Raw genomic sequence first — 13,286 nt, 5'->3', positions numbered from 1 at the left:
AGCCACTTCCGGGGTGTGAGCGTCCCGGAGCCACTTCCGGGGTGTGAGTCCCGGAGCCACTTCCGGGAATCCTCCTGCCCGGCACACGGGTTCGCGTGCCCGGTCCGCGTGCCTCCGGGGTGCGGAGGGCGTCGTGCGGAATCGATTCTTCAGCGCGGGGCGGCGGTTGGCCCCCGCCGGAGTTCATCCCCGGCGGGGGCCTGCCGAGTTGTCAGTCCTTGGCCAGCACGAACGAGGCGCGCAGGACACTCTCGCCCGGGATCTTCGCTTCCAGCAGGTAGGTGCCCGGCCCGGCGGCACCGGCGGGCGGCGTGGCGCACTTGGGCGCGCTCGTCCCGCGGTTCCAGTCCACGGTGTGGACGACCGTCCCACCTGCCGGGACCTTCAGGAAGAGGGCCCCGGTCTTCGGGCAGTCCGCGGAGGACCACAGCCGCTCGTCGTCCTCGCCGGCTTCGGTGATCGTGAGGACCGCGCTCCTGGGCCCGAGATCGGCCTTGCAGTCGGCGGCCGAGGTGTTGCTCACGGTCAGCCGGAAGCGCGGCTTGTCGTCGGGGCCGTAGCTGAGCTCGGTCTTCAGGGTCAACCGCAGTGTGGCGGGCGTGCAGTCGGGGAGCGGGGAGCCGGCCGGAACCTGCTGCCCACCGCTCGTCCCGCCGCTCGTCCCCGCGCCCGCACCCGCCGAGGTGGAGCCCTCCGGGCCGCCGGTTCCCGAACCGGCCTCCCCGGCCGGACCGGTGGCCCCGCCGCTCTCTCCGGAGCCCGTGGACCCGCCGGTTCCCGACTCCCCCGACTCGTCGCGTCCGCCCGGGGGTTGCCCGACGACCGGGCCCGAGCTGGAGGGGCCGGGCGTGATGGACGGGGCGGGGTCCGAGCCTCCGGGCTTGCCGTCGTCCTGGCCGCCTCCGCTGCCGCCACCCGAGGTGACGGCCCACGCAACCAGGGCCGCGAGCAGCGCGATCACCAGCACCGCTACTGCTCTCCTGCGCCAGTAGATGCTGGAGGGAAGCGGCCCGACCGGATTGCGCATAGATCCCACGGACCGAACTGTACGAGAGATCCACGCCAACTCCGGCCCCCAACCGCCGCTCTGATCCACAAGTTTTCCGGATCATCATCACGGCTCGGCCGTTCCCGGGCAGTTATGGCCGCTTTGCACCGGCTCGGACATGGTCCGGGCCGTACGAAGGGACAGAACGGGTGGCGTTATCACCCCGTGAGCCCTCAGCCGGGGCGACACCCCCGCCGCCGTGCCCCCTGCCGGGTCTTCCGTGCCAGGATCGTAGGTGCGATGACTGCCACGACTTCGACACAGACGCCCCCCGCCTCCCTCCATGCCCCCGTCATCGGGTGGTTCGAGCAGCACGCCCGCGATCTGCCCTGGCGCCGCCCCGAAGCGGGCGCCTGGGGTGTGATGGTGAGCGAGTTCATGCTGCAGCAGACCCCGGTGAACCGGGTCCTCCCGGTCTACGAGCAGTGGATGGCCCGCTGGCCACGCCCCGCCGACCTGGCCGCCGACGCACCGGGCGAAGCCGTCCGCGCCTGGGGCCGGCTCGGCTACCCGCGCCGCGCGCTACGCCTGCACGGGGCCGCGCAGGCGATAACGGAACGCCACGGCGGCGATGTGCCGAGCGAGCACGGCCAACTGCTCGCACTCCCCGGGATCGGGGAGTACACGGCCGCGGCCGTGGCCTCGTTCGCCTACGGGCAGCGTCATGCCGTACTCGACACGAACGTCCGCCGGGTGTTCGCCCGGGCCGCCAGCGGCATCCAGTACCCGCCGAACGCGACGACCGCCGCCGAGCGCAAGCTCGCACGCGCACTGCTCCCCGAGGAGGACGAGCGGGCCGCCAGCTGGGCGGCGGCCACGATGGAACTCGGCGCGCTGGTCTGCACCGCGAAGAACGAGGACTGCGGGCGCTGCCCGATCTCCGGGCAGTGCGCCTGGCTGCTCGCCGGCAAGCCCGCCCACCAGGGGCCGCCGCGCCGCGGTCAGACGTACGCCGGTACCGACCGCCAGGTGCGGGGCCGGCTGCTGGCGGTGCTGCGTGACGCGGTCACGCCGGTGCCGCAGTCCGCGCTGGACGCGGTGTGGGAGGAGCCCGTGCAGCGGGCACGCGCCCTCGACGGCCTGGTGGCGGACGGTCTGGTCGAGCCCCTGGCGAACGGCCGGTACCGGCTGCCCCTGGCCTGACGCACGCACGGCTGTCCAGCGGCTGTTACACAACCGATGGACAGCCGTGCGTCCGCGTACGGCTGCTCCGCACACCCTCGTGACAACGCCTCCGTAACGTCACCGACGTCGGCGAAGGGACCGAACGGCCGACGGCGGTACGACGGGGATTCACGGGGACGGAGGCGGTTGTGATGGCGCAGGGCGAGGTGCTCGGCTTCGAAGAGTACGTACGGACCCGGCAGGACGCGCTGCTGCGCAGTGCCCGCCGGCTCGTGCCCGACCCCGTGGACGCGCAGGACCTGCTGCAGACCGCGCTGGTGCGCACGCTCGGCCGGTGGGACGGCATCGCCGACAAGTCCCTGGCCGACGCCTATCTGCGCCGTGTCATGATCAACACGCGTACGGAGTGGTGGCGGGCCCGCAAGCTCGACGAGGTGCCCACCGAGCAGCTGCCCGACGCGAGCGTCGACGACGGGACCGAGCAGCGGGCCGACCGTGCCCTGCTCATGGACGTGCTCGGCGTGCTGGCTCCCAAGCAGCGCAGCGTGGTCGTGCTGCGACACTGGGAGCAGATGAGCACGGAGGAGACGGCCGCGGCGCTCGGCATGTCCCCCGGTACGGTGAAGAGCACGCTGCACCGCGCCCTGGCACGGCTCCGTCAGGAGCTGGAGGACCGTGCGGCCCGGAGCGGCGAGTCCGAGGGGGCACCCGCGCCGGCACGGATTCCCGCACAGCGGGACAGGCGTCATGACGAGCGGGGGCGGGAGCGGTGCGCGGCCTGACAGGCAGCGGGGGCGGCAGGACGGCGGGCCGCAGAGGGCTCGGGGCGACCATGGCGGGGAGCACGGCGGTCGCCGGGCTCGCCGCCCTCGGGCTGTTCTGCTCCGGCTGCTCCACGGGCGGTACGGGCACCCGCGACGAAGGCCCCGCCGGTACCCAGCAGGTCGCGGTGGCCACCCCGTCGAGCGCCGTCCCCGCGGGGACGGCCGAGCCGATGCCCCGGGTCGACGCCGTGCGGCTGGTGAAGGCCGACCCCGAGGTGAGCCGTCGGCTCAAGCAGGACCTGAAGCCCTGCACCGGTGACGAGTACCCGGTCGACACCTCCTACGGCACGCTCACCGACGGGTCCTCGGCCGATGTCGTGGTCAACGTGATGACCTGCGGCGATTCGGTGGGCGTCGGTACGTACGTCTACCGCAGGCTCGCCGACGGTACGTACGGGAACGTCTTCGCCGCCGAGGTCCCCGCCGTCTACGGGACGATCGACCGGGGCGATCTGGTGGTCACCACCCAGGTGTACGGCTCGAAGGACTCGGTCGCCTTCCCCTCGGGCGAGGACGTCGTCACCTACCACTGGGCCTCCGGCCGGTTCACGGAGACCGACCGGGTGCACAACGACTTCAACCGGGCCGTCGGCGGCGGGGAGGCCGCCCTCCCCGCACCGCAGACGACGACGCAGAACTGAGAGCCGCTCGCATGGCAGAGACCCATGTCCTCTTCGTGGAGGACGACGACGTCATCCGCGAGGCCACCCAGCTCGCCCTGGAGCGGGTCGGCTTCGCGGTCACCGCGGTGCCCGACGGCCTGCTGGGCCTGGAGGCGTTCCGGGCGGACCGCCCGGACATCGCGCTGCTGGACGTGATGGTGCCGGGACTGGACGGGGTCAGCCTGTGCCGGCGCATCCGTGACGAGTCGACCGTGCCCGTGATCATGCTGTCCGCGCGGGCCGACGCGATCGACGTGGTGCTCGGCCTGGAGGCCGGGGCCGACGACTACGTCACCAAGCCCTTCGACGGGGCGGTCCTGGTCGCGCGCATCCGCGCCGTGCTGCGGCGCTTCGGCCATGCCGCCGGGGCGGGCGGCCGGGCCGACACGGGCGCCGGGTCCCCGGACGGCGCCGACGGCGTACTGGTCTTCGGTGACGTCGAGATCGACACCGAGGGCATGGAGGTACGCCGAGGGGGCGCGCACGTGGGTCTCACACCGACGGAAATGCGGCTGCTGCTGGAGTTCTCCTCGGCTCCCGGGACCGTGCTCTCCCGGGACAGGCTCCTGGAGCGGGTGTGGGACTACGGCTGGGGCGGCGACACGCGGGTCGTCGACGTGCACGTGCAGCGGCTGCGCACCAAGATCGGGCAGGACCGGATCGAGACGGTCCGCGGCTTCGGCTACAAGCTGCGCGCATGAGGCGGCTGGCGCTGCGGACCGGGGTCCGCTGGAAGATCAGCATCGCGATCGCCGCGGTCGGCGCGCTCATCGCGCTGGCGCTGAGCCTCGTCGTCCACAACGCCGCCCGTGTCTCGATGCTGGAGAACGCCCGCGAGGTGCAGCTGGAGCGCCTGCTGTTCGCCCAGCGGCTGTACGAGGCGACGAACACGCAGAAGCAGTCCCCGAAGTTCGGCGCCAAGATCAACGACCCGGCGCTGCCGCCGGGCCTGCGCGAGCGGATACGGGAGAACAGGCGCGCCACCCACGTCGACGAGTACGCGGACGGGGTGCCGGACGTCTGGGCGGCCGTCCCGCTGGCCAACGGCGACGTCCTGTCGCTGCACACCCGCTTCGCCGACCGCAGCGCCACGATCATGGGCGACCTCGACCGGGCACTGATCATCGGATCGGTCTCGGTCGTCGTCGGCGGCTGCGCCCTGGGCGTCCTGATCGGCGGCCAGCTGTCCCGGAGGCTGCGCAAGGCCGCGGCGGCGGCCGGCAAGGTCGCCCAGGGCAACACGGAGGTCCGCGTGCGGGAGGCCGTCGGGGGCGTGGTGCGCGACGAGACCGACGAGCTGGCCAGGGCGGTGGACGCCCTGACCGACGCGCTGAACGAGCGGATCGAGGCGGAGCGCCGGGTCACCGCGGACATCGCGCACGAGCTGCGCACCCCGGTGACGGGGCTGCTCACCGCGGCGGAGCTGCTGCCCCCTGGGCGGCCGACGGAGCTCGTACGGGACAGGGCGCAGGCGATGCGGACCCTGGTCGAGGACGTCCTGGAGGTCGCCAGGCTGGACAGCGCCTCGGAGCGGGCCGAGCTCCAGGAACTGCCGCTGGGCGAGTTCGTGAGCCGGCGGGTCAGGCTGCTGGATCCGGAGATCGCGGTACGGGTGGTGCACGAGTCCTGGGTGTCCACGGACCCGCGACGGCTGGAACGCATCCTGGGCAATCTGCTGGGGAACGCGGCCAAGCACGGCGCGGGACCGGTCGAGGTCACGGTCGAGGGCCGGGTGGTCCGGATCCGCGATCACGGGCCGGGCTTCCCTGAGGCGCTGCTGCGGGAGGGGCCGAGCCGCTTCCGTACCGGCAGCAGTGACCGGTCGGTGCGGGGGCACGGCCTGGGGCTGACGATCGCCACCGGGCAGGCGCGTGTCCTGGGCGCCCGGCTGACGTTCCGCAACGCGGAGCCGCCCGGGGACCCCGAAAGCGCGGGCGGGGCGGTGGCCGTGCTCTGGCTCCCCGAGCACGCGCCCACGAACACCGGAAGTTTCCCCGTCCTGCGGCAGGCCGACCTGGACTGAGCGGTGGACGCGCACACCCGGGCCCCGGAGACGAGTCGTCTCCGGGGCCCGGGTGTGTCACGCGGCTGCTCAGGCGTTCTGCGACGCCTTGGCAGGCGGGGAGGGCTTCGTTCCGGTGGAGTCCTCGGGGCCGGTGGAGCCGGCGGCGGCCTCCTCGGGGCCGGTGGCCGGCGTCTGCGGCTCGGCGGCGCCCCGGAGCGGGACCTCCTTGACGAACAGCGCCGCCACCAGGGCGATCACCGCGACCGAGCCGCCGACCAGGAAGGCGATGTGCGTGCCGGAGGCCACGGCGTACTCGTACGCCTCGCGGGCCGCGTCCGGGAGCTTCGCCAGGCTCGCCGCGTCCAGCTGTGCGGACCCCTCCGTCACCGCGGCACCGCCGCGGGCCGCCATCTCGTCCTGCACCCGTCCGGTGAACAGGGCTCCCATGATCGCGACTCCGAAGGAGCTGCCGAGCGTACGGAAGAGGGTGGTGGCGGAGGAGGCGACGCCCATGTCCTTGAGCTCGACGCTGTTCTGCGCGACGAGCATCGTGATCTGCATCAGGAAGCCCATGCCCGCACCGAGCACCGCCATGTAGACGCCGGACGTGAGGCGCGAGGTGCCGGTGTCCATGGTGGCGAGCAGGAGGAGCCCGCCGACCATCAGGACGCTGCCGGCGATCGGGAAGATCTTGTACTTGCCGGTGCCGGTGGTGATCCGGCCCGCCACCAGCGAGACGATCATCATCGCGAGCAGCATCGGCAGGAGGAGCAGCCCGGAGTTGGTCGCCGAGGCCCCCTGGACCGACTGCTGGTAGAGGGGGAGGAAGAGCACCGCCCCGAACATCACGAAGCCCGTCATGAAGCCGACGACCGACATGAGGGTGAAGTTCCGGCTGCGGAAGATGTGGAGCGGCATGATCGGTTCGGCGGCCTTCGTCTCCACGAAGACGAAACCGACCAGGGAGGCCACGCCGAGGGCGATCAGCTCCATGATCACGGCCGAGCTCCAGGCGTACTCCGTACCGCCCCAGGTGGTGACCAGCACGATCGCGGTGATGCCCACGGTGAGGAGTGCCGCGCCCAGATAGTCGACCCGGGCCGTCGAGCGCTCCTTCCGGGGGAGGTGCAGTACGGCGGTGACCATGGCCAGCGCGACCGCGCCCAGCGGGATGTTGATGTAGAAGCTCCAGCGCCAGCCCAGGTGGTCGGTGATGGTGCCGCCGACCAGCGGCCCGCCGATCATGGCGATCGCCATCACCCCGGCCATCATGCCCTGGTACCTGCCGCGCTCCCTGGGCGGAACCAGGTCACCGAGGATCGCCATGACGCCGACCATCAGTCCACCCGCGCCGAGTCCCTGGACCGCGCGGAAGCCGATCAGCTGGCCCATGTCCTGGGCCATGCCGCTCAGGACCGAGCCGATCAGGAAGATCACGATGGAGGTGAGGAAGACGCCCTTGCGCCCGTAGAGGTCGCCGAGCTTGCCCCAGATCGGGGTGGAGGCCGCGGTGGCCAGGGTGTAGGCGGTGACCACCCAGGAAAGGTGCTCCAGCCCGCCCAGATCGCCGACGATGGTCGGCATCGCGGTGCCGACGATCAGATTGTCGAGCATGGCCAGCAGCATCGTGATCATCAGGGCGAGGACCACCACCCTGACACTGCGCGCCGCCGGCTCGGCCGGCGTCTCCGCCGCCTTCTTCCTGAGTTCCGCCATCTCGTGCTCCCCGATCCCCTGAAACCCCTGGTCTGCCGCCATCCGGGCACTTACTTGCCGCCCGGCTAGCTGACTACACTGAGGGAAGGTAGACCCGTAACTAGCCGGGCGTCAAGTAAGTTCTTGGGAGAGTCACATGGGCAGCACGCCGCAGCCGCGCCGGGGCAACACCCGCCAGCGCATTCAGGACGTCGCCCTGGACCTCTTCGCCGAGCAGGGGTACGAGAAGACGTCGCTCCGCGAGATCGCTGAACGGCTCGGGGTCACCAAGGCGGCGCTGTACTACCACTTCAAGACCAAGGAAGACATCCTCACCAGCACCTTCGACGACATGAACCGGCCGATCGAGGAGCTCCTGGAGTGGGGCAGGCAGCAGCCGCGGACCCTGGAGACCAAGAAGGAGATCCTGGTCCGTTACAGCGAGGTGCTCGAGACGGCCGCGCCGCTCTTCGTCTTCGTGCAGGAGAACCAGGCGACGGTGCGCGAGCTGAAGATCGGGCACACCATCAAGCACCGGGTCATCGCCCTGGTGGACCTGATCAAGGAACCCGACGCCGCCCTCACCGACCAGGTGCGCTGCTTCACGGCCCTGATGGCCATGCACGCGGGCGTCTTCGCCCTCAAGGACGCCGAAGGCGACCCCGGTGAGAAGCGCAGGGCTGCTCTCGAGGTCGCCGTCGAGCTGGTGACCAGGGCCCATGAACAGGACCCCGGAGGCGCCGCGTAGGACGGGCGCCGGTCACGTCAGATGTGGACGTGCACGGAGTTCAGGAACGAGACCGGGTTGATCGCCGAGCCGTAGTTCGGGGTGGTCCGGATCTCGAAGTGCAGGTGCGGGCCGCTGGAGTTTCCGGTGTTGCCGGACAGGGCGATCTTCTCGCCCGTCTTCACGTGCTCGCCGATCTTCACCTGGATCTTCGACAGGTGGGCGTACTGCGAGTACGTGCCGTTGGCGTGCTTGATCACGACGGCGTTGCCGTACGCGGGACCGTCGCCACCGCCGTTGGGGCCGGCCTTGACGACCGTACCGGTGTGGGCGGCCTCGACCTTGGTGCCGACCGGCACCGCGAAGTCCTGGCCGGAGTGCTTGTTGCTCCAGCGGTCGCCGCCGGTGCCGTAGGTGGCGCTCAGCACGTACTTGTGGACCGGGGCCTTCCAGGAGGCGGCCTTCTTCTTCGCCGCGGCCTTCTTCTTGGCAGCCGCCTTCTTCTTGGCGTCGGCCTTCTCGGCCTTGTCGGTCTTCGCCTTCTCGGCGGCCTTGCTCTGGGCGGTCGCCTGCTGGGCGATCGAGCCGGCGGTGGTGGCACCGGTGAGGACCGCGGTGTCCGACGTGCCGGACGCGAACGCCGCGCCCGCACCGAACACCATCGACGCACCCAGGCCGGCGGCCACGACGGCGCCACTGACGCGGGACATGGACGGGCGGCGGGAGTGCTGGAACGTAACGCGCTTCGACATGCGGGGAGAACCTCCGGGGTGACTGGACCCAGTGCTCGGACCGGGCTTGCTCCACCTTGGTAACCCGCACCCCCATCCACACTCAAACCCCCCATCTACGATCAAAAGCCGTAGTCGAGGGGGCGGGAATTCATCGTCGACACCCACCCGGAAGCAGTGGACGATCTTCCCGGACATTTCCCGGAGAGCGGGTTTAACCCCAGCTCCAAGCGCATCTTTCCCGGACACAGGCCAGAAATACGGTCATACCGCCCCAAACGCCAAAAGCCTCGGACGGGGAGGGCCGAAGGTCCCTGCGCCGGTCTCCACCACTTCTCCTAAGGTGACTAGTAGGCCTCGAAAGGCCTGTGCGCCTTGTCACCGCCGGTGGGCCCGAAGCCTGTCCGTTTCGGGACCTTCGGTCCTGCGGCCTGACTGCGCCGGCCGCCACCTGCCCAGCACCCTGCGAAGGTCTCAGCAGGGAGAACAAGGCGGGCGGCCAGGGACGGCCTGGGGCGTCGAGGCGGGCGCCGACACCGCCCGGTCCACGGGCAGCACGCACACGGCTCATCGACCAGGTGGTGCTGACCTGCGCCCACGTCGTCACCAGGGGGAGGACGGTGCCCCTTCGCCGACCTCGCGCTCAGCTCACGGCGTCCGGGGTCCGGGTCGACCACGCCCTCGACGCGGCCCTGCTCCGGGCCGAGGGGGCCGATGATCGGGGCGGGGACCGGCGGCTCAGCCGCAGGGCGGGGACCGGCGGCTCGGCCTGGTGAGCACCTGGCAGGCCGTCCACGGCTGCGAGAGCACGGGCCACCCCCCTTATCCAGCGGTAGGGCTCCGAGAAGCGCGCGGAGGCCGAGCGGTACCCCGCGACCCCCCTGCCCATGGTGGAACGGCTGCGCCGGGGACCGGCGTGCGACCTCGACCCGCCTCCGTCCGGCCGGTCGAGGAGCCCTCGGTGCTCTCCGGCGGCCTCGTGTGGGCGGGGGATGGACTGCTCGGCACCGCCCGTCAGGTGCCACGAGCACTACGGCCCCCAGCTCCGCCACGAAAGCGCCCGGGGCCGCTTCCCCGAGGCCCTGCGGTACGAGATGAGCTGGGGCGTCACGACACCCGTACTGGACCGGGCGTCAGGGCGCCCGGTGCGACCTGTACACGCCCTCGGGCCTGGGAGCCCCCGGTCCCTCTCCATCCCGCCCCCAGGGCCCCAGGGCCCCACCGGGTCGACTCACGCTGCTCGCCGTCCGCCCCAGGGCGCCGCTCCACAGCGTCACCGAACCCGGCACGGCCACGCTCGCTCCTGTGGCGGGTGGGCCGACCGCCCACCTCGGCGCTCCAGGGACGCGTGGAACCCTCAGGCCTGTTCCCCTTCGGTCCCCCTGCGGTCCCTGCGCCGGCCGGGCGCTCCTCCTCGTCGACGGCCCGTCGAGGCGGATTGGCTCGGCACCGAGGGCTCCGAGCGCTCCGAGGGCACCGATGGCTCCCAGGCGCTCCGACTGCCACCGATACGGAACGAGGCCATCCAGTCCTTCGGCGCGTCGCGGCACAGGGCCGCGCGGCCGGCCGCGAGCGAGGACCTGGAGCGGCTGAACCGACCTGAGGCGGGACCTCGCGGCAGTTCGCCCAGAACTCCACCCTCCGGGCACCCTCCCCCCACGCACCGAGGGCGGTGATCCGCCGGATGGGAGGACCGGGCGACCGGCTCCACACCTCGCCCACTCATCCGCTCCCGGCGGGAACTCACGGCAAAAAGGGGCTGCCCCGGACCGAAACCGGTCCGGGGCAGCCCCTTCGACGCTCAGGCGCTACGCGCCCTACGCCTCCTTCGTCAGGTTCGGGCCGCCGCCCGCCGCCTGCTCGATCGGCGGGACGTCGGGCAGTGCCGACTTCTCCTCGCCACGGAACGAGAACTTCTTCTCGTCCCCTTCGCCCTCGGTGTCCACGACCACGATGTGACCGGGGCGCAGCTCACCGAAGAGGATCTTCTCCGAGAGGATGTCCTCGATCTCGCGCTGGATCGTCCGGCGCAGCGGCCGGGCGCCCATCACGGGGTCGTAACCCTTCTTCGCGAGCAGCGACTTGGCCTCGGCACTGAGCTCGATGCCCATGTCGCGGTCCTTGAGACGCTCGTCCACCTTCGCGACCATCAGGTCGACGATCTGGATGATGTCTTCCTCGGTCAGCTGGTGGAAGACGACCGTGTCGTCGACACGGTTGAGGAACTCGGGCCGGAAGTGCTGCTTGAGCTCTTCGTTGACCTTGACCTTCATCCGCTCGTAGTTCGTCTTGACGTCGCCCTGGGCGGCGAAGCCCAGGTTGAAGCCCTTCGAGATGTCCCGGGTCCCGAGGTTGGTCGTCATGATGATGACCGTGTTCTTGAAGTCCACGACCCGGCCCTGGGAGTCGGTCAGACGACCGTCCTCCAGAATCTGGAGCAGGGAATTGAAGATATCGGGGTGGGCCTTCTCGACCTCGTCGAAGAGGACGACGGAGAACGGCTTGCGGCGCACCTTCTCCGTGAGCTGGCCGCCCTCCTCGTAGCCCACGTAACCGGGGGGCGAACCGAAGAGACGGGAAACCGTGTGCTTCTCGCTGAACTCCGACATGTCGAGGGAGATCAGCGCGTCCTCGTCACCGAAGAGGAATTCGGCGAGCGTCTTGGAGAGCTCCGTCTTACCGACACCGGACGGGCCGGCGAAGATGAACGAGCCACCCGGGCGCTTCGGGTCCTTCAGGCCGGCTCGCGTACGGCGGATCGCCTGCGAGAGGGCCTTGATGGCGTCCTTCTGCCCGATGACGCGCTTGTGGAGCTCGTCCTCCATGCGCAGCAGACGCGAGGACTCCTCCTCGGTCAGCTTGAAGACCGGGATGCCGGTGGCGGTGGCCAGGACCTCGGCGATGAGCTCGCCGTCGACCTCGGCGACGACGTCCATGTCGCCGGCCTTCCACTCCTTCTCCCGCTTGGCCTTCGCCGCCAGCAGCTGCTTCTCCTTGTCGCGGAGCGAAGCTGCCTTCTCGAAGTCCTGGGAGTCGATGGCCGACTCCTTGTCGCGGCGGACGCCCGCGATCTTCTCGTCGAACTCACGGAGGTCCGGCGGCGCGGTCATCCGGCGGATGCGCATCCGGGAACCGGCCTCGTCGATGAGGTCGATCGCCTTGTCCGGCAGGAAGCGGTCCGAGATGTAGCGGTCGGCCAGGGTGGCGGCCTGGACCAGCGCCTCGTCCGTGATGGAGACCCTGTGGTGGGCCTCGTAACGGTCGCGCAGGCCCTTGAGGATCTCGATGGTGTGCGGCAGCGACGGCTCCGCGACCTGGATGGGCTGGAAGCGGCGCTCGAGCGCGGCGTCCTTCTCCAGGTGCTTGCGGTACTCGTCGAGCGTCGTGGCACCGATGGTCTGGAGCTCGCCTCGCGCCAGCATGGGCTTGAGGATGCTCGCCGCGTCGATCGCGCCCTCGGCGGCGCCCGCACCCACGAGGGTGTGGAGCTCGTCGATGAACAGGATGATGTCGCCGCGGGTGCGGATCTCCTTCAGGACCTTCTTCAGGCGCTCCTCGAAGTCACCTCGGTAGCGGGAACCCGCCACCAGGGCGCCGAGGTCCAGGGTGTAGAGGTGCTTGTCCTTGAGGGTCTCGGGCACCTCGCCCTTGACGATGGCCTGGGCCAGTCCCTCGACGACCGCCGTCTTGCCGACGCCGGGCTCGCCGATGAGGACCGGGTTGTTCTTGGTACGGCGGGAGAGCACCTGCATGACCCGCTCGATCTCCTTCTCGCGCCCGATGACCGGGTCGAGCTTGGATTCGCGAGCGGCCTGGGTGAGATTCCGGCCGAACTGGTCGAGCACCAGGGACGTGGAGGGCGTGCCCTCCGAGGGGCCGCCTGCGGTGGCAGCCTCCTTGCCTCCCGAGTACCCGGAGAGCAGCTGGATGACCTGCTGCCGCACCCGGTTCAGGTCGGCGCCCAGCTTCACGAGGACCTGGGCCGCGACGCCCTCGCCCTCGCGGATGAGGCCGAGCAGGATGTGCTCCGTGCCGATGTAGTTGTGGCCGAGCTGAAGTGCCTCGCGGAGCGACAGCTCCAGGACCTTCTTGGCCCGGGGGGTGAAGGGGATGTGCCCGGACGGGGCCTGCTGGCCCTGACCGATGATCTCCTCCACCTGCTGGCGGACCGCCTCGAGCGAAATCCCGAGGCTCTCCAGGGCCTTAGCGGCGACACCCTCACCCTCGTGGATCAGGCCCAGGAGGATGTGCTCGGTGCCGATGTAGTTGTGGTTGAGCATCCGGGCTTCTTCCTGAGCCAGGACGACAACCCGCCGCGCGCGGTCGGTGAACCTCTCGAACATCGTTAATCGCTCCTCAGAGCGGTCAGGCAGTAAGGGGTCGGTCCCCTCCCTGTCCTTCCGCAGCTTAGTCCCGCAAGCGGGGACCGCTCATTTCAACTGCCGACACCCGGCCTTGCTACCTGGCGG

10 protein-coding genes are annotated in these 13,286 nt (G+C 70.8%); 6 read left to right on the top strand and 4 right to left on the bottom strand.

Translation table 11 applies throughout. From position 1 onward, the window contains the following. Positions 1–211: 211 nt before the first annotated feature. Positions 212–1,027 carry a hypothetical protein gene (locus ACFY8O_RS31460; protein WP_387908490.1) on the bottom strand — a complete coding sequence of 272 codons (816 nt, stop codon included), beginning with the start codon at positions 1,025–1,027 and terminating at the stop codon, positions 212–214. 261 nt (positions 1,028–1,288) lie between these two features. Here ACFY8O_RS31460 and ACFY8O_RS31455 point away from each other — a divergent pair, with 261 nt between their 5' ends. From ACFY8O_RS31455 to cseC, 5 genes are all read left to right on the top strand, one after another. After that, positions 1,289–2,191 carry an A/G-specific adenine glycosylase gene (locus ACFY8O_RS31455; protein ID WP_145809620.1) on the top strand — a complete coding sequence of 301 codons (903 nt, stop codon included), beginning with the start codon at positions 1,289–1,291 and terminating at the stop codon, positions 2,189–2,191. Between the two features lie 173 nt (positions 2,192–2,364). Then, entirely contained in the window at positions 2,365–2,955 is a 591-nt protein-coding gene (locus ACFY8O_RS31450) for a SigE family RNA polymerase sigma factor (RefSeq protein WP_145809618.1), read from the top strand. Next, positions 2,943–3,638 (top strand): hypothetical protein, encoded by a 696-nt coding sequence (locus ACFY8O_RS31445; protein WP_387908445.1) that lies wholly within the window; start codon positions 2,943–2,945, stop codon positions 3,636–3,638. Before ACFY8O_RS31450 ends, ACFY8O_RS31445 begins: the two co-directional genes overlap by 13 nt. Before the next feature lie 11 nt (positions 3,639–3,649). Beyond that, a complete protein-coding gene (gene cseB / locus ACFY8O_RS31440; RefSeq protein WP_145809616.1) occupies positions 3,650–4,360 on the top strand; it encodes a two-component system response regulator CseB in 711 nt (236 codons plus the stop codon). Continuing rightward, entirely contained in the window at positions 4,357–5,682 is a 1,326-nt protein-coding gene (gene cseC / locus ACFY8O_RS31435) for a two-component system sensor histidine kinase CseC (protein ID WP_387908440.1), read from the top strand. The genes cseB and cseC overlap by 4 nt, the downstream gene beginning before the upstream one ends. A 69-nt stretch (positions 5,683–5,751) precedes the next feature. Here the strand turns inward: cseC and ACFY8O_RS31430 are convergent, their stop codons facing one another. Next, complete coding sequence (locus ACFY8O_RS31430) at positions 5,752–7,380, bottom strand: MDR family MFS transporter (RefSeq protein ID WP_387908438.1); 1,629 nt, start codon at positions 7,378–7,380, stop codon at positions 5,752–5,754. 136 nt (positions 7,381–7,516) lie between these two features. On the opposite strand from ACFY8O_RS31430, the gene ACFY8O_RS31425 reads away from it, so the two are divergent. Continuing rightward, complete coding sequence (locus ACFY8O_RS31425; protein ID WP_387908435.1) at positions 7,517–8,107, top strand: TetR/AcrR family transcriptional regulator; 591 nt, start codon at positions 7,517–7,519, stop codon at positions 8,105–8,107. Between the two features lie 17 nt (positions 8,108–8,124). Here ACFY8O_RS31425 and ACFY8O_RS31420 read toward each other — a convergent pair whose 3' ends face one another. Beyond that, on the bottom strand, positions 8,125–8,838 hold the full coding sequence (locus ACFY8O_RS31420; protein WP_387908433.1) for a M23 family metallopeptidase: 714 nt from the start codon (positions 8,836–8,838) through the stop codon (positions 8,125–8,127). A 1,796-nt stretch (positions 8,839–10,634) separates the two neighbouring features. Continuing rightward, positions 10,635–13,160, bottom strand: a complete 2,526-nt coding sequence (locus tag ACFY8O_RS31415; RefSeq protein WP_387908430.1) for an ATP-dependent Clp protease ATP-binding subunit — start codon at positions 13,158–13,160, stop codon at positions 10,635–10,637. Positions 13,161–13,286: the final 126 nt, after the last annotated feature.

Origin of the sequence: Streptomyces argenteolus, assembly GCF_042902585.1 — a bacterium.
Taxonomy (GTDB): Bacteria; Actinomycetota; Actinomycetes; order Streptomycetales; family Streptomycetaceae; genus Streptomyces; species Streptomyces argenteolus.
The sequence above is the reverse complement of the archived record's forward strand: the minus strand, read 5'-3'. Positions and strand labels throughout refer to the sequence as shown.

Coding starts and splice junctions, on each gene's coding strand:
- ACFY8O_RS31460 (WP_387908490.1), bottom strand. CDS start 1,027: ATGCGCAATCCGGTCGGGCCGCTTCCCTCCAGCATCTACTGGCGCAGG.
- ACFY8O_RS31455 (WP_145809620.1), top strand. CDS start 1,289: ATGACTGCCACGACTTCGACACAGACGCCCCCCGCCTCCCTCCATGCC.
- ACFY8O_RS31450 (WP_145809618.1), top strand. CDS start 2,365: ATGGCGCAGGGCGAGGTGCTCGGCTTCGAAGAGTACGTACGGACCCGG.
- cseB (WP_145809616.1), top strand. CDS start 3,650: ATGGCAGAGACCCATGTCCTCTTCGTGGAGGACGACGACGTCATCCGC.
- cseC (WP_387908440.1), top strand. CDS start 4,357: ATGAGGCGGCTGGCGCTGCGGACCGGGGTCCGCTGGAAGATCAGCATC.
- ACFY8O_RS31430 (WP_387908438.1), bottom strand. CDS start 7,380: ATGGCGGAACTCAGGAAGAAGGCGGCGGAGACGCCGGCCGAGCCGGCG.
- ACFY8O_RS31425 (WP_387908435.1), top strand. CDS start 7,517: ATGGGCAGCACGCCGCAGCCGCGCCGGGGCAACACCCGCCAGCGCATT.
- ACFY8O_RS31420 (WP_387908433.1), bottom strand. CDS start 8,838: ATGTCGAAGCGCGTTACGTTCCAGCACTCCCGCCGCCCGTCCATGTCC.
- ACFY8O_RS31415 (WP_387908430.1), bottom strand. CDS start 13,160: ATGTTCGAGAGGTTCACCGACCGCGCGCGGCGGGTTGTCGTCCTGGCT.